General features: G+C 58.8%; 25 protein-coding genes and 1 tRNA gene. 16 read left to right on the forward strand and 10 right to left on the reverse strand.

Annotated features, from left to right (window positions below; all coding sequences use genetic code 11):
• From HPDFL43_RS09690 to HPDFL43_RS09720, 7 genes are all read left to right on the forward strand, one after another.
• Positions 1–1,038 (forward strand): 2-dehydropantoate 2-reductase, encoded by a 1,038-nt coding sequence (locus tag HPDFL43_RS09690; protein ID WP_007197142.1) that lies wholly within the window; start codon positions 1–3, stop codon positions 1,036–1,038.
• Between the two features lie 135 nt (positions 1,039–1,173).
• Positions 1,174–1,737, forward strand: coding sequence for a flavodoxin domain-containing protein (locus HPDFL43_RS09695; protein WP_007197143.1), 564 nt, complete (start codon positions 1,174–1,176; stop codon positions 1,735–1,737).
• A 76-nt stretch (positions 1,738–1,813) separates the two neighbouring features.
• Entirely contained in the window at positions 1,814–2,188 is a 375-nt protein-coding gene (crcB, locus tag HPDFL43_RS09700) for a fluoride efflux transporter CrcB (protein ID WP_007197144.1), read from the forward strand.
• Positions 2,189–2,282: 94 nt separating this feature from the next.
• Positions 2,283–3,272: an RluA family pseudouridine synthase gene (locus HPDFL43_RS09705; protein ID WP_007197145.1), complete on the forward strand. Its 990-nt coding sequence runs from the start codon at positions 2,283–2,285 to the stop codon at positions 3,270–3,272.
• Positions 3,269–3,916, forward strand: coding sequence for an HAD-IA family hydrolase (locus HPDFL43_RS09710; RefSeq protein WP_007197146.1), 648 nt, complete (start codon positions 3,269–3,271; stop codon positions 3,914–3,916). The genes HPDFL43_RS09705 and HPDFL43_RS09710 overlap by 4 nt, the downstream gene beginning before the upstream one ends.
• Positions 3,917–3,985: 69 nt before the next feature.
• Positions 3,986–4,774: an ATP12 family chaperone protein gene (locus HPDFL43_RS09715; RefSeq protein ID WP_007197147.1), complete on the forward strand. Its 789-nt coding sequence runs from the start codon at positions 3,986–3,988 to the stop codon at positions 4,772–4,774.
• Positions 4,775–4,988: 214 nt separating this feature from the next.
• Positions 4,989–5,825, forward strand: a complete 837-nt coding sequence (locus HPDFL43_RS09720; protein WP_156970243.1) for a hypothetical protein — start codon at positions 4,989–4,991, stop codon at positions 5,823–5,825.
• A gap of 73 nt (positions 5,826–5,898) precedes the next feature.
• Here the strand turns inward: HPDFL43_RS09720 and fghA are convergent, their stop codons facing one another.
• On the reverse strand, positions 5,899–6,744 hold the full coding sequence (fghA, locus tag HPDFL43_RS09725; protein WP_007197149.1) for an S-formylglutathione hydrolase: 846 nt from the start codon (positions 6,742–6,744) through the stop codon (positions 5,899–5,901).
• Between the two features lie 148 nt (positions 6,745–6,892).
• Positions 6,893–8,002 (reverse strand): S-(hydroxymethyl)glutathione dehydrogenase/class III alcohol dehydrogenase, encoded by a 1,110-nt coding sequence (locus HPDFL43_RS09730; RefSeq protein ID WP_007197150.1) that lies wholly within the window; start codon positions 8,000–8,002, stop codon positions 6,893–6,895.
• A gap of 54 nt (positions 8,003–8,056) precedes the next feature.
• Between HPDFL43_RS09730 and HPDFL43_RS09735 the strand changes: the two genes are divergently transcribed.
• From HPDFL43_RS09735 to HPDFL43_RS09745, 3 genes are all read left to right on the forward strand, one after another.
• Positions 8,057–8,854, forward strand: coding sequence for an IclR family transcriptional regulator (locus HPDFL43_RS09735; RefSeq protein WP_210165633.1), 798 nt, complete (start codon positions 8,057–8,059; stop codon positions 8,852–8,854).
• Between the two features lie 87 nt (positions 8,855–8,941).
• On the forward strand, positions 8,942–10,342 hold the full coding sequence (locus HPDFL43_RS09740) for a selenium-binding protein SBP56-related protein (RefSeq protein WP_007197152.1): 1,401 nt from the start codon (positions 8,942–8,944) through the stop codon (positions 10,340–10,342).
• 3 nt (positions 10,343–10,345) lie between these two features.
• Positions 10,346–11,005 (forward strand): hypothetical protein, encoded by a 660-nt coding sequence (locus HPDFL43_RS09745; RefSeq protein WP_007197153.1) that lies wholly within the window; start codon positions 10,346–10,348, stop codon positions 11,003–11,005.
• Between the two features lie 196 nt (positions 11,006–11,201).
• Here the strand turns inward: HPDFL43_RS09745 and HPDFL43_RS09750 are convergent, their stop codons facing one another.
• Positions 11,202–11,585 (reverse strand): helix-turn-helix domain-containing protein, encoded by a 384-nt coding sequence (locus tag HPDFL43_RS09750; protein WP_007197155.1) that lies wholly within the window; start codon positions 11,583–11,585, stop codon positions 11,202–11,204.
• Between the two features lie 671 nt (positions 11,586–12,256).
• Between HPDFL43_RS09750 and HPDFL43_RS21385 the strand changes: the two genes are divergently transcribed.
• The gene (locus HPDFL43_RS21385; RefSeq protein WP_156970244.1) at positions 12,257–12,907 is read left to right on the forward strand and encodes a hypothetical protein; all 651 of its coding nucleotides are present in this window, start codon (positions 12,257–12,259) and stop codon (positions 12,905–12,907) included.
• A 57-nt stretch (positions 12,908–12,964) separates the two neighbouring features.
• Here HPDFL43_RS21385 and lipB read toward each other — a convergent pair whose 3' ends face one another.
• Positions 12,965–13,729 carry a lipoyl(octanoyl) transferase LipB gene (gene lipB / locus HPDFL43_RS09760; RefSeq protein WP_007197157.1) on the reverse strand — a complete coding sequence of 255 codons (765 nt, stop codon included), beginning with the start codon at positions 13,727–13,729 and terminating at the stop codon, positions 12,965–12,967.
• 413 nt (positions 13,730–14,142) lie between these two features.
• Between lipB and HPDFL43_RS09765 the strand changes: the two genes are divergently transcribed.
• A tRNA-Leu gene (locus HPDFL43_RS09765) sits at positions 14,143–14,227 on the forward strand.
• Between the two features lie 139 nt (positions 14,228–14,366).
• On the opposite strand, the gene speB is transcribed toward HPDFL43_RS09765, so the two are convergent.
• From speB to HPDFL43_RS09780, 3 genes are all read right to left on the reverse strand, one after another.
• Positions 14,367–15,350: an agmatinase gene (gene speB, locus HPDFL43_RS09770; RefSeq protein ID WP_040449169.1), complete on the reverse strand. Its 984-nt coding sequence runs from the start codon at positions 15,348–15,350 to the stop codon at positions 14,367–14,369.
• 266 nt (positions 15,351–15,616) lie between these two features.
• A complete protein-coding gene (locus HPDFL43_RS09775; protein ID WP_007197160.1) occupies positions 15,617–15,904 on the reverse strand; it encodes a hypothetical protein in 288 nt (95 codons plus the stop codon).
• A gap of 194 nt (positions 15,905–16,098) precedes the next feature.
• The gene (locus HPDFL43_RS09780; protein ID WP_007197161.1) at positions 16,099–16,698 is read right to left on the reverse strand and encodes a TetR/AcrR family transcriptional regulator; all 600 of its coding nucleotides are present in this window, start codon (positions 16,696–16,698) and stop codon (positions 16,099–16,101) included.
• A 107-nt stretch (positions 16,699–16,805) separates the two neighbouring features.
• Here HPDFL43_RS09780 and HPDFL43_RS09785 point away from each other — a divergent pair, with 107 nt between their 5' ends.
• From HPDFL43_RS09785 to HPDFL43_RS09800, 4 genes are all read left to right on the forward strand, one after another.
• Entirely contained in the window at positions 16,806–17,528 is a 723-nt protein-coding gene (locus HPDFL43_RS09785; RefSeq protein WP_007197162.1) for a PspA/IM30 family protein, read from the forward strand.
• 43 nt (positions 17,529–17,571) lie between these two features.
• Positions 17,572–17,859 carry a YiaA/YiaB family inner membrane protein gene (locus HPDFL43_RS09790; RefSeq protein WP_007197163.1) on the forward strand — a complete coding sequence of 96 codons (288 nt, stop codon included), beginning with the start codon at positions 17,572–17,574 and terminating at the stop codon, positions 17,857–17,859.
• 267 nt (positions 17,860–18,126) lie between these two features.
• Complete coding sequence (mgtE, locus tag HPDFL43_RS09795) at positions 18,127–19,566, forward strand: magnesium transporter (RefSeq protein ID WP_007197164.1); 1,440 nt, start codon at positions 18,127–18,129, stop codon at positions 19,564–19,566.
• Between the two features lie 101 nt (positions 19,567–19,667).
• On the forward strand, positions 19,668–20,060 hold the full coding sequence (locus tag HPDFL43_RS09800) for a MerR family transcriptional regulator (RefSeq protein ID WP_040450064.1): 393 nt from the start codon (positions 19,668–19,670) through the stop codon (positions 20,058–20,060).
• A 40-nt stretch (positions 20,061–20,100) separates the two neighbouring features.
• On the opposite strand, the gene HPDFL43_RS09805 is transcribed toward HPDFL43_RS09800, so the two are convergent.
• The 3 genes from HPDFL43_RS09805 to HPDFL43_RS09815 form a co-directional block, all read right to left on the reverse strand.
• A complete protein-coding gene (locus HPDFL43_RS09805) occupies positions 20,101–20,565 on the reverse strand; it encodes a methyltransferase family protein (protein ID WP_007197166.1) in 465 nt (154 codons plus the stop codon).
• A gap of 58 nt (positions 20,566–20,623) precedes the next feature.
• The gene (locus tag HPDFL43_RS09810; RefSeq protein WP_007197167.1) at positions 20,624–21,553 is read right to left on the reverse strand and encodes a heparan-alpha-glucosaminide N-acetyltransferase; all 930 of its coding nucleotides are present in this window, start codon (positions 21,551–21,553) and stop codon (positions 20,624–20,626) included.
• Positions 21,554–21,831: 278 nt separating this feature from the next.
• Complete coding sequence (locus HPDFL43_RS09815; RefSeq protein ID WP_040449170.1) at positions 21,832–22,746, reverse strand: DMT family transporter; 915 nt, start codon at positions 22,744–22,746, stop codon at positions 21,832–21,834.
• Between the last annotated feature and the right edge of the window lie 6 nt (positions 22,747–22,752).

The raw sequence follows: 22,752 nt of genomic DNA on the forward strand, positions 1-22,752 counted from the left end.
ATGAGCTTGGCAGGCGGCAACAACGGCATGCCTCGTATCGGCATCATGGGCGCGGGCGCCATCGGGCTCTATGTCGGCGGCATGCTGGCCACCGCCGGTGCCCGCGTCACATTTGCGGCCCGAGGCCGGACGCTGGACGCGCTGTCGCGCGGGCTTGCCGTCACCCGGATCGGCGGCTTCAAGGCCGAACTGAAGCCGGAACGCTACCGGGCAGGGGGCGTGTCCGAGCTTGCCGGTTGCGATGTCATTCTGTTCTGCACCAAATCCGGCGACACTGAAGATGCTGCACGGGAGCTTGAGGGTGTGCTTTCCAAACCTGTGACGGTGATCAGCCTGCAAAACGGTGTCGGCAATATCGATTTGCTCTCATCCAGCCTTCCCGGCCACGAGATTGTCGCGGGCACGGTGCCGTTCAATGTGGTCAGGATGTCCCCAAATGCCGTGCACTGCGCCATGACGGGAAGAGTGCTGATTGGCCCAGGCGCCGCATCGCAACGCCTTGTGGAGGCCGTGCAGGGCTCGCCACTCGCCATCGAGATCCGTGATGATATCAATGCCGTGCTCTGGGGCAAGCTGATGCTCAATCTCAACAATGGGCTGAATGTGGTGAGCGGCGTGCCCTTGCGCCAGCAATTTACGGATCCTGGCTACCGGCAAGTCCTTGCGATGGCGATGGATGAGTTGCTGGCAGCGCTTGATGCGGCCGGGATCGAACCGGCCGGCGCCACCAGAACAAGTCCTCGATTGATCCCGAAAGTCCTGAGGCTGCCGACCTGGCTGTTCCGCATTATCGCCCGTCAACAACTCAGAATGGATGCCACCGCGCGTTCCTCCTCCTGGGATGATCTCAAGGCGGGCAGGGTGCCCGAGACGGCCTTCCTCAACGGTGCGGTCTGCAGGCTTGCCGAAACCCAAGGGCTCCAGGCACCGGTCAACCGGTTCATCTCGGACATGGTGGAACAGGCCTTTGCCGCCGGAGCATCGCCCGAAATGACAGGTCCCCAGCTTCTGGCGCGTGTGCGGACTGCCCTGAACTAAGCCCCAAACGGGTTTTAGGCAAACAGCGCCATTGCGATGACCAGCTGCTCTGTCGCCTTGATCGCCATCAATGCAAACCCGTATTGCCAAATATCATAATGCCTCCAAAGCCATCTTGAAGGAGGCAGTAGCAACATGGCCATTCTCGTTCTCTACGCCACTGTGGAAGGGCACAGCCGCAAGATTGCCGAACATGTCGCGGCAGACCTTGAAACACGCGGGCACATGGTGGTTCTCGGCGACTTGCGCGAGCCGGGCTTTGCGGTTCCGGGCAGGTTCGATGGGATTGTCCTGTGCGCGCCGATCCACATTGGCCGCTATCCCGATCCGGTGATTCACTTCGCAACGGACTGGAAAGATGCACTGAATTCGGTTCCCAACGCATTTGTGTCCGTTTCGCTCGCCATTGCCAGCGAAAGCGAGGAAGAGCGTGAGCATGCCAGAGCCTACCCGCTTGGACTCGAGAAAAAGACCGGCTACCGGCCTCAATTTGTCCACCACGCTGCCGGCGCACTGAAATATCTCGAATATGATTTCTTCAAGCGCATGATGCTGCGCCATATCTCCGCCAAGGAGGGCGGGCCGGTTGACACCAGCCGGGATCATGAACTGACCGATTGGGATGCGCTGGACCGCTTTGTCGCCGATTTTTCGGATCTCGTGGTCCGCACCGAGGACGCCGAACCTTCGGCGATCTGAGCCGGCAAAGCCGCCTATGAACGAAGTTCCGGCCGCGCTGCTTTATTGCCGGCGAAATTTCCGCTAAGCAGCGGGTATGAACGCTTTCATTCTTGTCTTTCTCGGCGGCGGGCTAGGCGCAATCAGCCGTCATGCTGCGGGCCTTGCGGTCAGCCGGTTGGCTGGCGCGAGCTTTCCGTGGGGCACCATGTTCGTCAACATCCTCGGCTCCTTCGCCATGGGTCTCCTGATCGCCTGGCTGGCGCGGCGTTCGGCCGGAGATCTCGATCTTCGATTGCTGCTGGCAACCGGTTTTCTGGGCGGCTTCACCACTTTTTCGGCGTTTTCACTGGATGCGGTGACGCTTTACGAACGCGGCGCGTTGACGGCGGCTGCTGGCTATGTGATTGCCAGCGTTGCAGTGTCGATCCTCGCATTGTTTGCCGGCCTCTGGCTGGCGCGCCAGCTCTAGGCAACGCCCTTTTAGGGGACCAGAACACGCCGGAGCGGTGTCATGGGCTTGAAAACCACGGCGCCGGTCAGGCCAGAACCAAGAGACCATCAATATGGCGGGCGTACAGCTCAAACAGGTTGATCCTGATGAAACCGGCATGCGGCTCGACCGCTGGTTCAAGACCCATTTCCCGGGGCTTGGCTTCGGGCAGCTTCAGAAACTCCTGCGCTCCGGCCAGATCCGGGTGGATGGTGGCCGGGTGAAGTCTGACGCCAGGCTGCAGCCCGGCCAGACCGTCCGTATCCCGCCGATGGGCGTCGACGAGAAGGGCTCGGCCCCCCTGACCGCCAAGACAATCCGCAACCGCGATGATGGCGATGTGCTCAGCCAGATGCTGCTGCATGAGGATTCCAAGGTGCTGGTGTTCAACAAGCCCGCGGGTCTTGCCGTCCAGGGCGGCTCCGGCGTCACCCGCAATGTGGATGACATGCTTGAGGCCTGGCGCAACAAGAAGGGTGAAAAGCCCCGCCTAGTCCACCGTCTTGACCGCGACACCGCCGGCGTTCTGGTGGTTGCGCGCACCCGTGGTGCGGCCCAGGCACTGACGGCCGCCTTTCGCGAGCGCACCACCAAGAAGACCTACTGGGCGCTGGTTACCGGTGTGCCGCGCGACCGGGAAGGCAAGATTTCCACCTGGCTGGTCAAGGAAGCCACCGACGATGGCGACCGGATGCGGGTTGCCAAGCATGGAGAGCCCGGCGCCGATCACGCGGTTTCCTATTACCGGATCATCGAGAAGGCGGCTCAGAACCTGTGCTGGCTCGAGCTCGAGCCTTACACCGGCCGCACCCATCAGCTGCGTGTCCACTGCCTGCATCTGGGCCACCCGATCCTGGGTGATCCCAAATATTACGATCACGACAAGAACCGGGAATTTCCGGGCGGCATGCAAAAGCGTCTGCATCTGCTGGCAAGGCATATTTCGGTGCCGCATCCTGATGGCGGACGCCTCTCGGTAACGGCCCCTTTGCCGCCGCACATGGTCCAGTCCTGGAACCTGCTCGGCTTTGATGAAGCGACGGGCGGCGAGGGCGTGGAATGAAATTGGTCCTGTTTGATTGCGATGGCACGCTGGTCGACAGCGCCAATGTCATCCACGCCTGCATGGAGCGGACATTCGAGGATTTCGGCTTTGAGCTGCCGGCACTGGCGCACACAAAGTCGATCATTGGGTTGACGCTCGATATTGCGATAGCACAGATGCTGGCGCGTGCCGTTGACGATGAAATCGCTGCGATGACAGCACGTTACAAGGAGCATTTCATGCTTCACCGGGAAAACGGTGGGGTCCTGGAACCTGCCTATGACGGCATCAGCGCGTTGATCGCAGAGCTTTCAGCGCGCGACGATGTGATCCTTGGCGTTGTGACCGGCAAGTCAAGGCGTGGCCTCAACGCCATTCTAGAACATCACAAAATGACACCATCGTTCTTCACCACCCGCACCGCAGATGATTGTCCATCCAAACCGCATCCGGCGATGGTGCTCGAATGCTGCGCCGAGGCCGGGATTGATGCGGAGCGCACCGTTGTCATTGGCGACGCGATTTATGATATGCAGATGGCGGCGAGTGCAGGCGCGCGCGGCATTGGCGTGTCCTGGGGTTATGCCCCGGTGGACGCGCTTGTTGCCGCCGGTGCGGACCACATCGTCCATCGTGCTGATGAAATTGCCGGCCTCATCTGACCGGCTGGTGTCGTCTCAATCGAAGGACTTGGCTCTTGCACGAAATTGAATTTCCAGGGAGACGCGCTCATGCGTGATATACTCAGCGAGCTTGATTTGGGTGAGGACAAGATGTCCGATCCGGTTCAGCAGGTGCAAAAAGGGCTTCGCAAGCAATTGCCCAAGCGCTTTTTCACGGAAGCCGGAGTCAAGCCAGGCACTGGGGGCGGCTTCGTCGTCGCACTTGACGGCAAGCCTGTGCGGACCCCATCGCGACGCGAGCTTGAGGTTCCGTTCGAAGCGCTTGCTGAAGCGGTTGCGGCAGAATGGAGTGCGCAGAAGGAGCATATCGATCCTGCCGTGATGCCGCTGACCCGCATGGTCAATACCGCCATCGACGGGGTGTCCACGGCGCGTGAGGCGGTGTTTGAGGAAATCCTGCGTTACGGTGGTACGGACATGCTGTGCTACCGGGCCGAAGGCCCGGATACGCTGATCGCCCGCGAAGCCGAACATTGGGACCCCTATCTCGACTGGGCGGCGCAGCAGGGCGCGCGGCTGGTTTTGGCTGAAGGCATCATGCATGTCGAGCAACCCGCTGAATCGATCCGCGCGCTGGCGACCTTGATGCGCCGCCATGCTTCGGATTTGCAATTGACCGCGCTGCACACCATCACAACGCTTACCGGCTCACTGGTGCTGGCGCTCGCTCTCGCAGAGGGGCATGCCGAAGCAGACGAGATCTGGCTTGCCGCCCATGTCGACGAGGATTTCAACATTTCCCAGTGGGGTGAAGATCATGAGGCTGCCGCACGCAAGGCCAAGCGGCTTCTAGAGTTCGAGGCTGCGGCCTTGATCCTCTCCGCACATTGGACCTAGGCCTGCTTTATCCGTTCCGGTCACTGCTGTGCATCTGAGCGACCAGGTTGCGGATGCAATTCGCGATAGTGGGCTGAGAAACCGGAATGCCTTCAGTGTTAACCAGACACTAACCATAAACTGCGATTTTTCCGGTACCAGATTTTGCCCCCGGAGCGTTCGCGTGTCATTTCCAGTCCTTCATCCATCCCGGTTCTTGCAGCTGTTTGCTGTGATGATACTGACCCTCACGCTTGCGGCCTGTGCCGGTCGGCCAAAGCCCCTCGAGCCGCAATACCCCGTTGATGTGACGTCAGTGCGGGTGACGGCCATAAGCAGCGCGGATGTTGGCTTTGCCGCGCAACTGCAGGACCGTCTGGAACAGACATTGGGGCGTGCGGCGCGTGATGTTGGTCGTGCGTCTACGCTCAGGGTCATCGTCAGCGACCGCAGTACTTCAGCCGATCCGTTCCTGGCGTTTGTAAGAGCGGGGCGCGAGGCTGAAGTCGAAGTGCTGCTCAACGACAATGAGAGCGGGTTAGATGTCAGAACCAGAGTTCTCCGGGCTTCCGCCTCAGGCCAGAACAACAGTCTTGCCGATTCGATCCTGGTTGCCCGTCTGGTGAGCGATATCCGCAATCTGCTTGGTCTGTCTGGCTATCCACCCTATCCTGTGAGTGGCGCCAAGCGCGATCTTGTGCGTCCCGAGTTTCGCGATGATCTGTTGTCGCCGGATGGCAGTTTCAGCGAGGATGAGCTGCGCTCGGATCCGTTGCTCAATGGCTCGGTAACGCCGACCAGCATCGTTCTCGAGCCTGAAGAGAACGCTACGCCAGCATTCGACATCTCAAATCCGCTGCTGTCGGTCACACCCCCAGCCCCGGGTGATGATGCCGCAGCTCCGGTCCCCGTCGCGCCGCCTGCAATAGAGCCGGTTGGAACCCCTGAGGCTGACGTTGAAGTACCGGCAGAACCGGTCGCTTCTGCTAGCCCGGCCCCGGCCACCATCAATGGCGATGAGCCTTGCATCATCACTATGGACAATGATTGCAGCGATCCGGACAGACGCTGAGCTTTCGGCATGTACGAAAAAACCGGGCAATCAGCCCGGTTTTCTGTTTTCGCAATTCTGCGTGCAGTTGCCGTCAGGCCGCTGGTCCGCCAAGGCGTTTGGAATGCCAGGAGAGATGATCTTCCATGAAGCTGGAAATGAAATTGTAGGAATGGTCGTAGCCTTCCTGCATTCTCAAGGTCAGCGAAATGCCAGCCTTCTCACAGGCCTCGGTGAGAAGCCAGGGTCTCAGGCCATCTTCCAGAAAGCCGTCAGCCGCCCCCTGGTCGACAAGAAATTCGTCAAACCGCGCGCCATCCTCGATCAGCAGCGTGGCGTCGTGGCGGCGCCAGAGCGCGGGGTCAGCGCCGAGGTACTTTTCCAGCGCCGGCCGGGACCAGTCCGCAGTCGATGGCTGGGCGATCGGTGCAAACGCGGAACAGCTTTTGAACCGGTCAGGATGTTTGAGTGCAAACGTCAGCGCTCCATGCCCACCCATCGAATGGCCCATGACGCCCTGGCGGTCCAGATCGGCAGCGAAGTGGCTGGCGATGAGGGCAGGGAGTTCGCTGAGGATATGGGTTTCCATCTTATAGTGAGCGGCGAAAGGGGTTTCGGTCGCATCGAGGTAGAATCCCGCGCCCTTGCCGAACTGCCAGTTGTCAGGCTCATCGGGAATGTGATCGCCGCGCGGGCTCACATCAGGACAGACAATGATCAATCCGAGTTCGGAGGCCATACGGCGGTACTCGCCCTTGTCCATCACATTGGCATGGGTGCAGGTGAGCCCGGAAAGGTACCAGACCACTGGACAAAGATGCTCCTTGGCCAAAGGCGGGCTGAACACCGCGAAGGTCATGTCACAGCCGCAGGCTTCCGATTGGGTGGTGTACACTCCCTGACGTCCGCCATGGGCCTTGGCTTCGGAAATGATTTTCATGGGTTCGTCCAGTTTCGCTGGTTGTGAGGCGGTGGCTGTCTCGGATCAGTTCTCAAGCAACCTGCCGGAAGTCAATCTCAAAAACAAAGGGCGGTGACGCCTGGCACGATTGTGCATGCGCCACCGCCCGGGTCTGGTGCTGCAAGCGTTAGTAGACCACCACGCTGCGGATGCTTTCGCCCCTGTGCATCAGGTCAAAGGCCTCGTTGATGCCTTCAAGTCCCATCGTGTGGGTGATCATCGGGTCGATCTCGATCTTGCCTTCCATATACCAGTCGACAATCTTGGGCACGTCGGTGCGCCCACGTGCTCCGCCAAAGGCGGTGCCGCGCCAGGACCGGCCGGTGACCAGCTGGAACGGACGGGTCGAGATCTCGGCACCTGCAGGTGCCACGCCGATGATGATACTCTCGCCCCAGCCCTTGTGGGCACATTCGAGTGCGGTGCGCATCACGCCGACATTGCCGGTGGCATCAAAGGTGTAATCGGCGCCGCCCTTGGTCAGGTCGACCAGATAGGGCACCAGATCGCCTTCAACTTCGGACGGATTGACGAAATGGGTCATCCCGAAACGGGTCGCCATCTCGACCTTGCTTGGATTGAGGTCGACGCCCACGATCATGTCAGCGCCGGCAAGCCGCAGCCCCTGCAGCACGTTGAGGCCGATGCCGCCGAGACCAAAGACGATGGCCTTCGAGCCGATTTCGACCTTTGCAGTGTTGATCACCGCACCAATGCCGGTGGTGACACCACAGCCGATGTAGCAGACCTTGTCGAACGGTGCGTCCGGGTTGATCTTGGCGAGCGCAATTTCCGGCAGAACCGTGTAATTGGAGAATGTCGAAGTGCCCATATAGTGGAAGATCGGGACGCCATCGAGCGAGAAGCGCGAGGTTCCGTCAGGCATCAGGCCCTGACCCTGTGTCGAGCGGATCGACTGACACAGGTTGGTCTTGGGATTGAGGCAGTACTCGCATTCCCGGCATTCGGGTGTGTAGAGCGGAATGACGTGATCGCCCTTTTTCAGCGAGGTGACCCCGGGGCCGACATCGACAACGACGCCAGCGCCCTCATGGCCCAGAATGGCGGGAAAGATTCCTTCCGGGTCTGCGCCCGAAAGCGTGAATTCGTCAGTGTGGCAAACGCCGGTCGCCTTGATTTCCACCAAAACCTCACCGGCGCGAGGGCCGTCAAGGTCGACTTCAATGATTTCAAGTGGTTTTCCCGCTTCCAGCGCGACTGCTGCTCTTGTCCGCATCTGCTGCCTCCTCATCGTGTGCTAGCTTGAAACTGAGCTTTGGAATCTCATAACTTGAGACTAAGTATCATCCTGTGGTACGGTGCCGTCAACATGCATCTTGAACGACTTGTTGCAATTTTGGAAATGATAGCCGTCGCCGGACGGCCAGTTTCGGCTGCCGAGATGCAGAAGGCAACCGGCTTGCCCAAACCGACCTGTTACCGTTTGTTCCAGACCCTTCAGGAACATCGGCTTATTGACGATCACGAAGGCACCTCACGCTTCGTCATCGGTGAGCGCTTGATCCGGATAGCCCTGCTCGGCAAGTCCGATGTCGATGTGCGCCGGGCATCCGCGCCGCTGCTCAAGTCGGCGGCGATTGAATTCCGCGAAACAGTGTTTCTGTCACGGTTTCGAAGCGGGCAGGTCGAAATCATCCATGTCGAAGTTCCGGACGACCCGACCCAGGCTTACATCTATCCCGGCCTCGGCGCCCGCCCGATGCACGCGTGCTCGTGTTCCAAGGCGATCGCGGCCTTTGCCGAGCCGGAATTCCGCGAGGCGATCCTGAGTGGAGCGCTCAAGCAATACACCGAGCAGACCAAGACAAGCCCTGAGACGCTGCGGGCGGAGTTCTCCAGCATTGTCGAGCGCGGTTTCGCTGAATGCGATCAGGAGATTGAGGTAGGCGTGGCCAGCGTGGCAGCTCCCATCACCATCGGCAACATCGGTGCCACATTCAGCGTTGGCGCCGTTGGTCCGATCCGGCGGTTCGATACTCAGTATCGCGCGGAGCTGGGTCAAGGATTGAAGCAACTTGCAGAAAGGATAAGCGGAGCCATTCAGCTGTGCAGTGTCGCCGACGTTTGAGGAGACGTCGATCCACTGCCGGGTGCACAACAGATACGGAACTGGAACAGACAGCTACGACTTCATTTTCAATGGGAGGAGACTGAAATGAACCTGAGACCAGACCCGACGTTTCATGCCACACCGAAGCTTGCAATGCAGGCGCCTGTGGAGAGATATGCCTTCACAGTCATGCTTAGCCCCGACGGCTCACAGTCTGACGGAATTGCCGTCATCGACCTCGACACAAAATCAGACACTTACGGCCAGATCGTTCACCAGGTGATTGTCCCCCACAAGGGCGATGAATTTCATCACTTCGGCTGGAACGCCTGTTCATCATCGCTTTCGCCACTCTCAGGCCATGCATTTCTGGAGCGGCGCTATCTGATCGTGCCGGGAATCCGCTCATCGAGAATATACATCATCGACGTCAAGGAACCACTTGAGGCGAAGATCCACAAGATCATCGAACCTGAAGAGGTGTTTGAAAAAACCGGATATTCCCGGCCTCATACAATCCATTGCGGACCCGAGGGGATTTATGTTTCGACCCTGGGTGGCGGCGGCCCGCATGGCACCGACGGTCCACCCGGCATCTTCATCATGGACTGCCAGACCTTTGACATCATCGGTCGCTACGAGATGGACCGTGGCAAGCAGGACAAGCACTATGATTTCTGGTGGAACCTTCCCCAGGATTACATGGTCAGCTCCGAATGGGGCCTGCCGCCGCAATTCGAGGGTGGGATTGTTGCCGAAGACCTGCTGTCCAACAAATATGGCCACTCGATCCATTTCTGGGACCTGCGGGCACGCAAGAACATCCAGACCATGGATTTGGGCGCCAACCATCAGATGGCACTGGAAATCCGCCCGGCGCATGACCCCTCCAAGTCCTACGGTTTCTGTGGCGTTGTCGTCGACACCACCAACCTGCAAGGTGCGATTTTCACCTGGTGGCGCGACGAGGACGGCCAATGGCAGTCCAAGAAGACCATCACCATCGATCCGGTTCCTGCCGATGCGGATGACCTGCCCGATTTGCTCAAGGGATTTGGAGCCGTGCCACCGCTGGTCACCGACATCGATCTGAGCCTCGATGACCGTTTCCTCTATGTTGCCTGCTGGGGCCTGGGGGAAATGCATCAATATGATGTGAGTGACCCGATGAACCCGAAGCTGGCCGGCAAGGTCGAGATCGGTGGCATCGTCACGGACACCAAGCACCCCAACGGCAAGGATTTCGCCTTTGGGCCGCAGATGGTCGAAATCAGCCGTGACGGCAAGCGCGTCTACTGGACCAATTCGCTCTACTCAACTTGGGATGATCAGTTCTATCCCGATGATGAGGGCGGCCAGATGGTGATGGCCCATGTCGGCGAGAATGGCGGCCTGACGCTCGACAAGGATTTCTATGTCGAGTTTCCCAAGGGCCTGCGCTCGCACCAGATCCGGCTTGAGGGAGGTGACTGCTCCACCGACAGTTTCTGCTATCCGTCTGTTTAACCAATGCAGGACATGATCTCCGTGACGGCCCTTTGGTGGGCCGTCATCGTGTCGGGGCTCTATCATGGCCTTAACCCCGGCATGGGCTGGCCGCTGGCGGTTTCCGCGGCCCTGATGGAACGCAAGCGGGGTGCTTTGCTCAGGGCACTGGCGGCACTCGCCTTCGGGCACTTCCTGGCGATGACGGCGATTTTGTTGCCGTTCTCGCTGATGACGGTGCTGGTGATGTGGGAGCGCGAAGTCCGGCTGGGCGCGGGCTTGCTGGTGATCGGTCTCGGCATCTATCTGCTGATCAACCGCAGGCATCCGCGCTTTCTGGCGCGGGTCAAGCCGAGCCGGCTTGCGCTCTGGTCTTTCCTGGCCGCGATGGCGCATGGTGCGGGACTGATGCTGGTTCCCATATTCCTGGGCATCTGCAAGGTTGGTGATCTGGATGCCGGCCACCAGGCAGCGGCGTCACTGATGGCCGGCAACGTGGTCACGGCCTTTGCCGTTGCAATCGCTCATACCCTGGCCATGACCATTGCCGGCGGCTTTATCGCTGCCACCATTTATTTCTGGCTGGGCCTGAAATTCCTCTCCACCACCTGGTTCAACCTCGATGTGGTTTGGGCGCTGAGCCTGATCCTGGTCGGCGCATTTGGCGTTTACAGCGCCGGGTAGGGGGACCGCTAATCATACGGGGTGTCTTGGAAATCACCGGGATCGGCAGCCATTCCATCAAATGCGTTGCGGTGTCTTTTGAACATCCCTTCGGATGCGCAGTGAGGCGAATGGGTTCGAACCCATTCATCTCACTGCAGTCTGGCGGCAATTTTCAGTTGCCGATGATGCTGATCCGGTGATCCCGGAACAATTTTCATTCGTGCGCGGCCCGAGTGAGGGTTTCAAGGCGGGATTCAAGCGTTTCCGCGCTGGCTGTCACCTGCAGAGCCAGTTCGCGCAAACGGTTGATCTCGCCCTTCATTTCGTCGATTGCCACGGACATGCCCTGGGATTGCGGCGCGTCGCCTGCGCCGCTGATCAGCCATGCCGGTGAGACTCCGAGAACGCCTGCCAGCGTCATTACCTTGTTGGCGCGGGGTTCAGACCGGTCGGTCTCCCACTCGGCCAGAGTTTCCGTGGTTACGCCGATATGCGAGGCGGCATCTTCCAGCGTCAGTGCGGCGAGATCGCGCGCGCGGGTGATGCGCCCGCCAAGAGTGTCACCATCATCGTAGGTTTCCGGCGTCATATCATTCATGAATTCATCCCTTCGGCATTCATATGTGTGTGGCTTCGGCACCGCGCATAACGCAGTTCCGGCCTTCGTCGCTGTTATTGCCTATGCACCGTCCATGTCGTTCATGTGAACGCGAACCGCGCGCCAAGTGGTGGCGTGTCAGGCGTGGAGACCCACCGTAAACTGGAAGACAGTGGCGGCGCCCCTCGTTCTTGATCACTGTTCAGTGAAGGCCGGACCTGTCGAAGCGGGGAAGGGGTCTCTGGACCGGCAGAGACAGTATCGGCGATTGGCCCGCGCACGTCCAGAGCAGCATTGCGCATTATTTTGCAAAGCAGTTCTGCGCCGCCTGTTCAACAAAATCGCAAAGAACGGCCGAGATCCGTAAGGCCGGACATGACGGGCACCGGTTTTAACCGAGTGCGCGACAGCGCTTTGTTGATCAGAGGTCTCGGCGTTTGGCAGGTCCCGCCGCCTGGTCTCGACCCGGCAAACCGGACTTCGGCGGAGGCCTGTTGGTTTACCAATTGTTTGTCACTTTGCTTAATTGCCGGTGCCCGCAAAGTATTGTGGTGTTCCAGAACAAGTCAATTTTAACATCTGACGTTCAGGCTTGACCCCGGCGCAAATGATTTACGCGCTGAAGACGCAATTCGCGTCGCGACATTTCATGAGGAAATGGGAACCCAGAGATGAGTGAACTACGCCTGTCTTATCCAGCATGCATGCTGGCCGAAAAATCCAAATTTACTGCCGAAGACGTCACACTGATCGAGAACCGCATATTCGCCGGTGGGCTCGATGCTCCTGGTGCCATTGCGACCTTGCTCGCGCTGGAACATTGCAAGGCCGGCAAATGCCCCGAATGGGACGCGTTTTTCGTCCAGATCCTGAGCGATCATGTCATCCACACCATGCATCCGCTTGGTGCCTTGAGTGAGGCCAAGGTGGAATGGTTGCGGCGGGTGCTGTCCCGTGGGGGACTGATTTCGAGCCGCAATGAGCTTGAGGTGCTGGTCCGTGTCATGGAGATGGCGGGCCCACAGAGCCGGATGCTGACTGGCTTCGCGCTCTCCCAGGTCTGGCATGCGATCATTGACGGCGAGGGAGCGCTGGCAAGCCATAACCGAGGCCTCTGGACTGCAATGGGAATGAAACAGCTTTCCTATATCAACCGTGTGCTGACGGCGCTGGGAAACACCAAGCCGTTCTCGCTCCGCGATGCAGAGGCACTGTTCGACCCTGCGCACAATCTAGTGCCGGATGGCCAGCAAACAGTGTGGCAGGAATTCGTGGCTGCCGTTGCGGGTCCGGATCTGGAGCCGGTGGCGATTGCAGCGTGATCCCGTACAACGCGCGCTCACAAGATGGCGCGCATCAAGCCAGGATATGCTCTTCAATCAATCAGGGTACGCACCGCGCGTGAGGCCGCTTGTGGGGTCCTGTTGATTGTCGTCACATGTGGGGCCGAACACCTCTTCAAACGCCTCGCGCAGCCGGATATCGGCTTCATGCATGGGGATCGGCAGTCCCAGATCCACAAGACTGGTTACCCCGTGGACGCGCACTCCACAGGGCACGATTCCGGAAAAATGCTCTAGGTCCGGGTCGACATTGAGCGACAGGCCGTGAAAGCTGACCCACTTGCGCAGCCGGATCCCGATGGCCGCGATCTTGTCCTCTGCAATGGTGCAATCGGTGAGCCTTGGCTTGTCGGGCCGGCGCACCCACACGCCCACCCGGTCCTCACGCCTTTCGCCGGTAACATTCATGCTCTCGAGAGCGCCGATGATCACCGCTTCCAGTGCTGAAACAAAGGCGCGTACATCCTGGCGGCGCCGCTTTAGGTCGATCATCACATAGACCACACGCTGACCCGGGCCGTGATAGGTGTATTCACCGCCACGGCCGCTGGCGAAAACCTCGAACCTGTCTGGTGCAACCAGATCTTCCGATCGGGCGCTGGTGCCGGCTGTGTAGAGCGGCGGATGTTCGACCAGCCAGATAAGTTCGCTTGCATTGCCAGCGGCGATGAGCTCCGCCTCATGTTCCATCAGCTCGACGGCCTCGGGATAGAGGGCCAGACCATCGGAAACACGCCAGCGCACCGGCGGGTTTCCCTCGCCGGCGAAAAATCGTGTTTCCAAAGCGTCGCGCTGGCTCATTCCGGTGATCTGAATCTCGTGGTATTGCGATTATGCGGACCAAAGACCCGTTTCAGGGCCAGTGGTCGGGGTGTATCCCATCCCGCGCCAAAGCGGAATCCTTTTCTGCTTTGGGCAAACGCCAGCATATCACCCCGATGCTTCAGTCAGGTAATGCCGTCCGGCCTTTCCGGGTCAGGAGAGGCTGGTCAAGCGCGTGGTACTTCGCTGTTTGAGGCGCATTCCGTTTGTTACGAGGGCGCGGTCTTCCTGTTTGGGGCTGAAAGCCACAGGAAAACCAAGCAAAAACGGGGTCCTGCAGAGGTTTGAGCCAACCGGTTCGTCGTGGTGGATTATTTGTCACAAATGCGCTTGTGCCGGGCAGGTCCATTTGCTACATGCAGCGCGCCGGACAGGTTTCGGCTCTACCACGTGCGGTCGTGGCGGAATTGGTAGACGCGCAGCGTTGAGGTCGCTGTGGGGCAACCCGTGGAAGTTCGAGTCTTCTCGACCGCACCATCAACTGGCTGATCAACCTCCAGTTTGTTTTGCTTACACGATGGCGTTTAGTTTTCCTGCGCACCAACGCTGGTGCAACAGACCTATCCCGAAAAATGCATGCGACTTGCGCCTTGCTGTTCACCCGGGGCAGGTCTGATCAGCCTTTGGAGCGAACCTGCTTCTTGTTGTGAAAAATAAATCCGATGAAGTTCAGCAGCAGCTGAGCGGCCAGGATCTGGGTGCTTTCTGAGGGGTCATAGGCAGGAGCGACCTCGACCAGGTCAATGCCCACCACATCGCCGCGCTTGCTAAGACCCTGAAGAATTTCCAGCACGTCGTAATATTGAAATCCGCCATGGCTGGGCGTGCCTGTCCCCGGCGCTATCGACGGGCAAAACGCGTCGATGTCGATGGTTACATAGTATCGGGCGTTTTCCGGAATGCGGTTGAGAACGGCTTCAGTCCCCAATTTGCGGACTTGGCGCACGGATAGAATGTCAGAACCGCGGGCGCGTGCGTCGTCGTAGCCCTCTTTGGCGGTCGAGGAAACATTGCGGATGCCGAGCTGGCTCATGCCCGCAACATAGTCCTTTTCGATTGCTCGGCGCATCGGGTTGCCGTGGCCAGCCGTGACACCGTGGCGCTCATCGACAAAATCCAGATGCGCATCTATCTGGACCACATGGAGCGGACCATTTTTGGCGCAATCCTCGGCAAAGGCGTTGATACAGGGAATGTTGATGGAATGATCACCGCCAATGGTGACTGGCAGTGCACCCGCATCGAGAATTTTCTTTACACCATATTCGATGTTGGCGTGACTTTCGTGGGTCAAGGTATGGATGATGTCCGCATCGCCAATATCGACAATACGGACATCGCTGCCCAGATAGGTGGCATCATCCTCGTGGTCATAAGCACCGGCGTGGCCAAAACTGAACAATGTTGATGCCTCCCGGACCGCGCGCGGTCCAAACCTTGCACCGGACCTGAATTGGCATCCGAAATCGAAGGGCGCGCCGAGGATCGCCACGTCGGCGTCAATCTTGTCCCAGTCCGACACATACTCTCTTTTTCCAAAAGTCGAGATTCCCACGAAGGGAAGGTTCAAGCGTCCAGACTCATAACCGTGGCTCGTCATGTCGTCGTCTCCTGGAAATCATGTTTGTCTTTGTTGGCCGGCCGCGCTGGCTCGCGGCAAAGCCGAAAAACGTTTGGGTTTCACTGCGCGCTGTGAAGGAATGCCGGCCGCTGATATTGCGCGCAATTTCAAGGGCGGCACTTTTGGTGCGATAGAGTGTTGAAAGTTTGAATATCAAATGCAAATGGCGGAAGTTGCGACCGGACATCTGGGGGCGCAAACAGAAAGCTGGAAAAACCGGGCAGCTTTCCATGCCCAAGAACGGATCAAGCCGCTTGCCGGGTGCGCGTTGGAATGAAGCTTCCAACCTGCTTTCTCAATGCCAGCAGCGAAGCGTCCAGCTCGGCTGCATCTTCAAGCAGGTCGTGGTTGCCGGGATTGTTCGAAATCTCGCCAAACAAGCGGGCAGAAAGTTGGCACAAGTTGTTGAGACAAGCATAGAGCAGCTGCTTGCGGCGAATGGGAATTCCCGGTGTCGCAGCGATGCGAATGATATCGCGCTTCTTGTCTGAGTGAATTTGTTTCAGCTTTTCCAGTCGCAGATCGAGTGTCATGGACGTTTCCCGATTAGAGTTGGACTCAAATCACGCTTCTAAACTACCAGACCGACTTGAACTGTTTGAACAATTTCATTGATTCGCCGTTGCCTGTCCATAAGTATGAACTTTTGGAGGTTGTGCCAAGCTTACTGTTTGCGCCGGTGCAGGGATGGGTGAGTGAAGGGTGTCACTGCACCTGGGAAATCTCGTCAGTCTTTTGCGCCTCGGACAAGAAGCCGGATGATTGCTTCGACTTCGCTTGCGATTTTGTCCTGGGGCAGGCCGATGATCTTCTCGCGCAGGCCGATGGAGACAATTCCGTGCACCGCGGCAAACAGGGTGCGGACACGAATGCTCAGATCCTCCATTGCCATATCGGGTTGGAGCGCAAGCAACGACTTGCCGATATGAGCGAACAGCACTTTTTGTTCCTCATTGTACCAGGAGGGGATCTCGCGTCCATTCTGCATTCGGTGGTCGAAAATCGCCGACCACAAATTCATATGGCTTCGCGCGAAATCGAGATAGTTCAGGCCGAGGCCCACCAATCGCTCTGCCGGTTCGGCATCCGAAGTGGCCGCCTCTTCGAGGCTTGCACCAAGACTGCGCAGGGTTGCCGCGTTCACCTGCAGCACCAGATCATCCATGTCTTCATAGGCTGAATACAGTCCACCGAGCGCGCAGCCTGCATCGGTTGTCAAATCACGCGCCCGCAAGTTTCCAAGCCCTTGCTGCTCGATCCGAGCGCGCGCCGCTTCAAACAGCCGGTCCTTGAGCGCCTGTCGTTGAGCTTCGCGTTTTCCTGCCATCTTCCGGCCCCTTGAAAAAATGAACACTGTTCAAAAAATATCTTGAACAACGTTCAAAATATGCTATCTAGCAAGCATGAACAGTGTTCATATAAGGAGATCAACCAATGTTCAAGAGATTATCCGCGCTGGTGCGGGGCACCGTCTGGAATGCAGCAGAGGACGTGACTGACCGGAATGCAATTGTCGTGCTTGATCAGCAGATCCGTGATTGCGTGCAAGCCTTGACCCAGGCGCGCAAGGCGGTTGCGCTGGCCGAGGCGGAATTCAGGCAGGAGGCGAAGCAACACAGCCGCATCGCGGCCCGAATTGAAGACCTTGAGAACCGGACCATGACGGCCATGCAGGCCGGGAAGAACGAACTTGCCCGCGAAGCGGCCGAAATGATTGCCTCACTTGAGGCGGACAGCAAGGCGAGCGAGGAGACCCAGGCCCGTTTCGAACGCGAGATCTTCAGACTTCGCGCCTCGGTCAAGGACGCTTCGACCCGTCTTTCCGCCCTCAAGCGTGGTCAGCAGGTTTCAACTGCCGCGGCCCGTGTCCGCCAACTCAGGGCAGGTGAGGGCATTGGCGGCAAGTCAGCATTGCGCGATGCAGAAGAGACCTTGCAGAGGCTCAAGGTCCGCCAGACCCAGGCTGACCTTGTCGAGGCGAGCCTTGTTTCCATGGACCGTGAAGCCAGCCCCGATGGCATGATCGAAAGGCTGGCCGATGCAGGATGCGGCACGCCGGTCAGGACATCCGCTGATGACGTGCTTGCGCGCCTTGCCGGCCGTCAGCCAGCAGCCTCTCCGTCTTCAACCCAGACATCCACCTCGGCCGACGCTTGAAACGCCGACAAACACCACCCACTCAAATTCAAGGACAAACACAATGACTGAGAATCAACCGATAATCGCTCCAGGCAACTCATGGACCATGTTCACCGGTCTGAGCTTTATTGTTGCCGCCGGCATGATGGCGGGGGGCATCTACTTCCTGGAGGCAAGCTTCGCCGCCAAGGGGTTCTACGCCATGGCCGCAATCATGCTGGTCCACACCTCAGTGACCATCACCAAGACCTTGCGTGATGTCGAGGAATCGCGCCGTCTCTCCAACCGGATTGACGACGCGCGTACCGAGCGCTTGCTGATGGAAACCGGGCAAAGCGATATGCTCTGAAGGATCAGACTGCAGCCTGCCTGTGCCGCCTAGACAAGGTTGGCGCGGGTCAATTCCAGCCCGGCTTCACAGTCGGGCTGGAGCCGGTTGGAGAGCAGATGGGCGGACTTGATGCTCCGATGTGTCCTCGCGGTTCACACCCTTGCACGCCGGTGAGAGCGCATTGCCGAGCGCACTGAGTCAGCATAAAGAAAAAGCGGCCCCTAATGGTATCTGACGCCTCGATCCGGTACACCGGGCCAGCGCATCACCCCAAGCCCGCGAGCCATGGCCATGACCGAATCAGCCGACCGCGAAAATGAAACTGCCAAGCCTGCTCAGCAGCAGGAGACCAGCGATCAGAACGAGATTTATGGCGAGGATGGCTCCATCCGCCAGGACTATCTGGCCGCCATTGGCGCAGCGATCGCCGATCGCGATGTGCTGTTTTTGCGCGACCAGGTCATTCCGCTGCACGAATCGGAACTTGGTGATCTCCTGGAGGCAATCAGCGGTTCTCAGCGCCAGGCGCTGGTTGCATTGCTCGGCGATGATTTCGATTTCTCCGCCCTCACCGAGGTCGATGAAGCGATCCGCCTGGAGATCGTCGGTGCGCTGCCCAATGCCAAGATTGCTGAAGCACTGGGCGATCTCGATTCCGATGATGCCGTTTACATCCTCGAGGATCTTGACGAGGCCGATCAGCGCGAGATTCTTGCTGCCCTGCCGTTCACGGAACGGGTCAGGCTGCGCCGTTCGCTGGATTATCCCGAAGACACCGCAGGACGGCGTATGCAAACGGAGTTCGTCGCCGTGCCGCCGTTTTGGACGGTCGGCCAGACCATCGACTACATGCGCGAAGAAGAGGATCTCCCGGATCATTTCAGCCAGATATTTGTGATCGACCCGACCTTCAAACTGGTTGGCGGCGTCGATCTGGACCGGATCCTGCGCACCAAGCGGCAGGCCCGCATCGAAGATGTGATGGAGGAGACGCGCTATCGCATCGACGCGGAAATGGATCAGGAAGAGGCGGCGCAACTGTTTGAACAGTATGACCTTCTCTCCGCTGCCGTGGTGGATGAGAACGAGCGCCTGGTGGGCGTGCTGACCATCGATGACGTGGTCGACGTGATCCATGCTGAGGCCGACGAGGACATCAAGCGCCTTGGCGGTGTGGGCGACGAAGAGCTTTCCGACAACATCATCTCCACTGTGCGCTCGCGCTTCAGCTGGCTGCTGATCAATCTCGCCACGGCCATTCTGGCGTCATGGGTGATCAGCCTGTTTGACGCCACGATCGAACAGATGGTGGCGCTGGCGGTTTTGATGCCGATCGTAGCCTCAATGGGCGGCAATGCCGGCACCCAGACCATGACCGTGACGGTGCGCGCGCTCGCGACCCGAGACATCGATATCTACAATGCCGGGCGGGTCATCCGCCGTGAGGCTGCCGTTGGTCTGATCAATGGTGTCCTGTTCGCCGCCATCATTGGTGTTGTCGCCGGCCTCTGGTTTGCCAACAGTTCGCTGGGCGGTATCATAGCTGCGGCCATGGTCGTCAACATGCTGGCCGCAGCGCTGGCCGGCATCCTGTTGCCGCTGTTGCTCGACAAGATCGGTGCGGACCCGGCCATTGCGTCCGCGGTGTTTGTGACCACCGTGACGGATGTTGTTGGCTTCTTCGCATTTCTCGGTCTGGCCGGCTGGTGGCTGGCGCTGGCTTGAATTGCCGGTGGGGCGATGTGGTCAAGATGCTGTTTTTGACTTATACGTAAAAGTAAGACCAAATCCCTCGGGGAGTGATCGCTTCCCTGTGTCAGGAATGTATCGCATTGGACAAATATTACACGATCACGGAATTGACGCGGGAGTTCGGTATCTCGACACGGACGTTGCGCTTTTACGAGGATGAAGGCCTGATCCACCCTGAGCGCCGCGGCCGTACGCGCCTGTTCAGGAGTGCGGATCGGCGCCTTATCCAGGAAATCCTGCGCGGCCGGCGGATCGGGTTCACCATCGCCGAAATCCGTGAAATCATCCAGGTCTACCGGGACCCTCCGGGCGAGGCGGGCCAACTGCGGCTGCTGATGCGCAAGATCGAGGAAAAACGCGAAGACCTGCGCCAAAAGCGCAAGGATATCGATGATACGCTTGTAGAGCTCGACAATATCGAGGAGTCCTGCCTGACGCGCCTGGCTGAGATTGGCGTCAACACCTAGGGACAGGACATATGGGAGTTATCCGCGCAGTCCCGCTGGATCAGAACCAGCGGCGGACCCGTCTGCAATAGGCTTCATAATCATAGCCAAACAGCGCGATTAGGTGGCTTTCCTCACGCTTAATTGCGAGTGCTTGGGTCAAGGCACCATTCACCGGAGCCAGCAGCAGCAACCACCCATTGGCGAAGAACAGCGACAACCCAATCATAAGCATGACGTTGGCAACATAGATCGGGTTTCGCGAGTAGCGGAATGGCCCTTGGGTGACCAGATAGGACGAGCCGCGATGCGGCATGATCGTGGTGCTGCCGTCATTGAGTGTCTTCATGGCCCACAGATCAATTGACAGGGCTGCCATGATTACCAGGCCAGCCGCCACGCGCATGCCTGAAAATCCGAAGCCAAGGGGGAAAACCATGTTGAGGATAAAGCCGAGCGTGACCAGGCCTACAATAAGGATTGGTGGCCAGGGAATCACATTGGGCCGGTTGCGGCGTTCGTTCATAGTCTCCATGTCCAAACCGGGCAGTCGCCCACAAAATATGTCAAAGTCGCAAGACAGCTCACTGTTGCGCCGTCGCCGTGCATTGGTTGGCAATGGCAGGAATCCTGCTGTCCGTTTCAGACGTTACACTGCCGGCAACAACCGCTTCAAACAGGCCCTTCGACAACAATTCATCGGTGACGCAGGAGCAAAACCGCTGGCAAAAGCCGCTTTCAGTCTGAACCGCGCAGCCCGAGCGGCACTCGTTGATGAAACCGCGAACCGGATCTGCCGGTGCCGGCGGCGCCACCTGGGCAAAGGTCCAGATCAGAGCCAACAACACCGGTTGGTGCAGCAAATAGAAGGCAAGACTGTGACGGCCGCAAAACTGCGTCAGCCGGCTGAAAACACTGCCGCCGGTTTCAATACTGGCAAGTCTGGCTGCAAGACCGTGCTTGATCGCAAGCTTGGACAGTCCGAGCCCGACCAGGAATGGACCGAGCCACGGCATCAGCGGCACGAAATCATTCGAGCGAGGCGGAATGCTGTGCAACCCCACCCAGTAGAGCCAAAGCGTGTTGAACATGTCGTCCCGGTAAAACTGCGGCAACGCCAGACACATTGCGCCTGCGGCGATCGCAATCACACCCGGCAGGGGCAGAAAAGCCAGTCCGATCACACTTGAAAGTGCAATGGCATGCAGAATGCCGAAAAAGATAAAACTCTCCGGCGTTGCATAGAAGGTGACCAGGGTGATCAGACCGGCCGCACCGGCAATCATGGCCAGCCGTTTCAAGAAGGCTTGTGGCCTGAGCCCGGCACTATCGGCGAGCGCAAGGCTGATTCCAGCCAGACACAGAAAAGACCCGGCGATCAGCCGCGCATAAAGCTTCAGCCACCCGTGTCCGGTCGTGCCGGGGTCAAGATAGCCGAACAGCTCGAGATCCCAGGAGAAATGGTAGGTTGCCATGGCAAACAGGGCCAGGCCGCGGGCGAGGTCAAGTGCCAAGATCCGTCCTACCGGTCGCCCGGGTGCCTGATTTGGCACTTGCCCGGGTGCCGGGCCGGCTACCTGGCCCTTGTCGGCAATTTTACTCAAGCTATGGTCTCCAAAAAGGACTCGGCACCGTCCACGTCTCGCACAAGACCGGGATAAACAGAAGGGCGCGATTATGCATCGGGTGAAAGCAGTGGAAGCCAGAACTTCCAATCCCGGCCTATGGCGGTTCTACCGCTGGGTACGTGCCGAGGGTCTTTCAAGCCAGGCCCGCTCAGGCCTTGGGGAAACTAAGACTGTGCGCCTGATTGCGACTTGTCCTTGCCGGCAGCCACATAGAGCCCTGACAACACGAGGCCCAGCGCGACCATGCCATTGAGTGTGATGGGTTCGCCCAGCAGCAGGATGCCCAGAGCCATGCCGAAAACCGGGATCATGTTGACGGTCAGTGAAAACCGCGAATAGCCGATGGTATTGATCAGATTGAATCGCAGGATGTAAGCGATCCCGGTCGGGAACAGACCCAGATAGATCAATGCAGTGACGGCCGGAACGGACAAGCCTGTCTTGGGTGTTCCTTCGATAAAAAATGCCAGCGGAAACAGCGCTGCGGCTCCGATCGCCAGGGCGAGACAGGCAAGCCGCACTGGCGGCATTGTGATTCTCCGGATCATCAGACCGGCCATCACGTAGCTGCACGATGCCGCCAGCATGACCAGCTTGGCTTGAAAGGAGCCGTCGGCCAGACCCGCGAAGGCGCTCGGCCCGACAAGCACCACAATACCGGCAAAGCCCAGCAGGACCGAAATCAGTTTGCGTTTGGTGAAGCGGTCATCATCGGTCAGGAAGTGGCTTCCGACCAGCGCCAGGAAGGGTCCGGTTCCCATCAGAAGCGCCATCACACTGGCGTCAAGGGTCAAGCCCGACCAGGAGACAAGAACGAACGGCAAAACCACATTGAGCATCGCCATGCCGACAATCAGCAGCCATTGCGCACGGGTTTGCGGCCAGGTCATCCCGCGCCAGAGCGCGTAGGGAAGAAGCACCAGAAATCCCAGCCCGACCCGAATCGCTGCGAGCCAGACCGGTCCCGTTTCCGGCACGGCGATGCGAATCGCGACAAAACCGGAAGCCCAGATCATAGCTGCCAGAACCATCATGGTCAGATCGAGCCGGTTGGGGTTTCTAATTGAAGGGGAGAGCATGGTCGC

Source organism: Hoeflea phototrophica DFL-43 (assembly GCF_000154705.2).
Taxonomy (GTDB): domain Bacteria; phylum Pseudomonadota; class Alphaproteobacteria; order Rhizobiales; family Rhizobiaceae; genus Hoeflea; species Hoeflea phototrophica.

Bases quoted from the DNA above. Each gene is read 5' to 3' on its own strand.
- HPDFL43_RS09690 (WP_007197142.1), top strand. From the start codon at position 1: ATGAGCTTGGCAGGCGGCAACAACGGCATGCCTCGTATCGGCATCATG.
- HPDFL43_RS09695 (WP_007197143.1), top strand. From the start codon at position 1,174: ATGGCCATTCTCGTTCTCTACGCCACTGTGGAAGGGCACAGCCGCAAG.
- crcB (WP_007197144.1), top strand. From the start codon at position 1,814: ATGAACGCTTTCATTCTTGTCTTTCTCGGCGGCGGGCTAGGCGCAATC.
- HPDFL43_RS09705 (WP_007197145.1), top strand. From the start codon at position 2,283: ATGGCGGGCGTACAGCTCAAACAGGTTGATCCTGATGAAACCGGCATG.
- HPDFL43_RS09710 (WP_007197146.1), top strand. From the start codon at position 3,269: ATGAAATTGGTCCTGTTTGATTGCGATGGCACGCTGGTCGACAGCGCC.
- HPDFL43_RS09715 (WP_007197147.1), top strand. From the start codon at position 3,986: ATGCGTGATATACTCAGCGAGCTTGATTTGGGTGAGGACAAGATGTCC.
- HPDFL43_RS09720 (WP_156970243.1), top strand. From the start codon at position 4,989: ATGATACTGACCCTCACGCTTGCGGCCTGTGCCGGTCGGCCAAAGCCC.
- fghA (WP_007197149.1), bottom strand. From the start codon at position 6,744: ATGAAAATCATTTCCGAAGCCAAGGCCCATGGCGGACGTCAGGGAGTG.
- HPDFL43_RS09730 (WP_007197150.1), bottom strand. From the start codon at position 8,002: ATGCGGACAAGAGCAGCAGTCGCGCTGGAAGCGGGAAAACCACTTGAA.
- HPDFL43_RS09740 (WP_007197152.1), top strand. From the start codon at position 8,942: ATGAACCTGAGACCAGACCCGACGTTTCATGCCACACCGAAGCTTGCA.
- HPDFL43_RS09745 (WP_007197153.1), top strand. From the start codon at position 10,346: ATGCAGGACATGATCTCCGTGACGGCCCTTTGGTGGGCCGTCATCGTG.
- HPDFL43_RS09750 (WP_007197155.1), bottom strand. From the start codon at position 11,585: ATGAATGATATGACGCCGGAAACCTACGATGATGGTGACACTCTTGGC.
- HPDFL43_RS21385 (WP_156970244.1), top strand. From the start codon at position 12,257: ATGAGTGAACTACGCCTGTCTTATCCAGCATGCATGCTGGCCGAAAAA.
- lipB (WP_007197157.1), bottom strand. From the start codon at position 13,729: ATGAGCCAGCGCGACGCTTTGGAAACACGATTTTTCGCCGGCGAGGGA.
- speB (WP_040449169.1), bottom strand. From the start codon at position 15,350: ATGACGAGCCACGGTTATGAGTCTGGACGCTTGAACCTTCCCTTCGTG.
- HPDFL43_RS09775 (WP_007197160.1), bottom strand. From the start codon at position 15,904: ATGACACTCGATCTGCGACTGGAAAAGCTGAAACAAATTCACTCAGAC.
- HPDFL43_RS09780 (WP_007197161.1), bottom strand. From the start codon at position 16,698: ATGGCAGGAAAACGCGAAGCTCAACGACAGGCGCTCAAGGACCGGCTG.
- HPDFL43_RS09785 (WP_007197162.1), top strand. From the start codon at position 16,806: ATGTTCAAGAGATTATCCGCGCTGGTGCGGGGCACCGTCTGGAATGCA.
- HPDFL43_RS09790 (WP_007197163.1), top strand. From the start codon at position 17,572: ATGACTGAGAATCAACCGATAATCGCTCCAGGCAACTCATGGACCATG.
- mgtE (WP_007197164.1), top strand. From the start codon at position 18,127: ATGGCCATGACCGAATCAGCCGACCGCGAAAATGAAACTGCCAAGCCT.
- HPDFL43_RS09805 (WP_007197166.1), bottom strand. From the start codon at position 20,565: ATGAACGAACGCCGCAACCGGCCCAATGTGATTCCCTGGCCACCAATC.
- HPDFL43_RS09815 (WP_040449170.1), bottom strand. From the start codon at position 22,746: ATGCTCTCCCCTTCAATTAGAAACCCCAACCGGCTCGATCTGACCATG.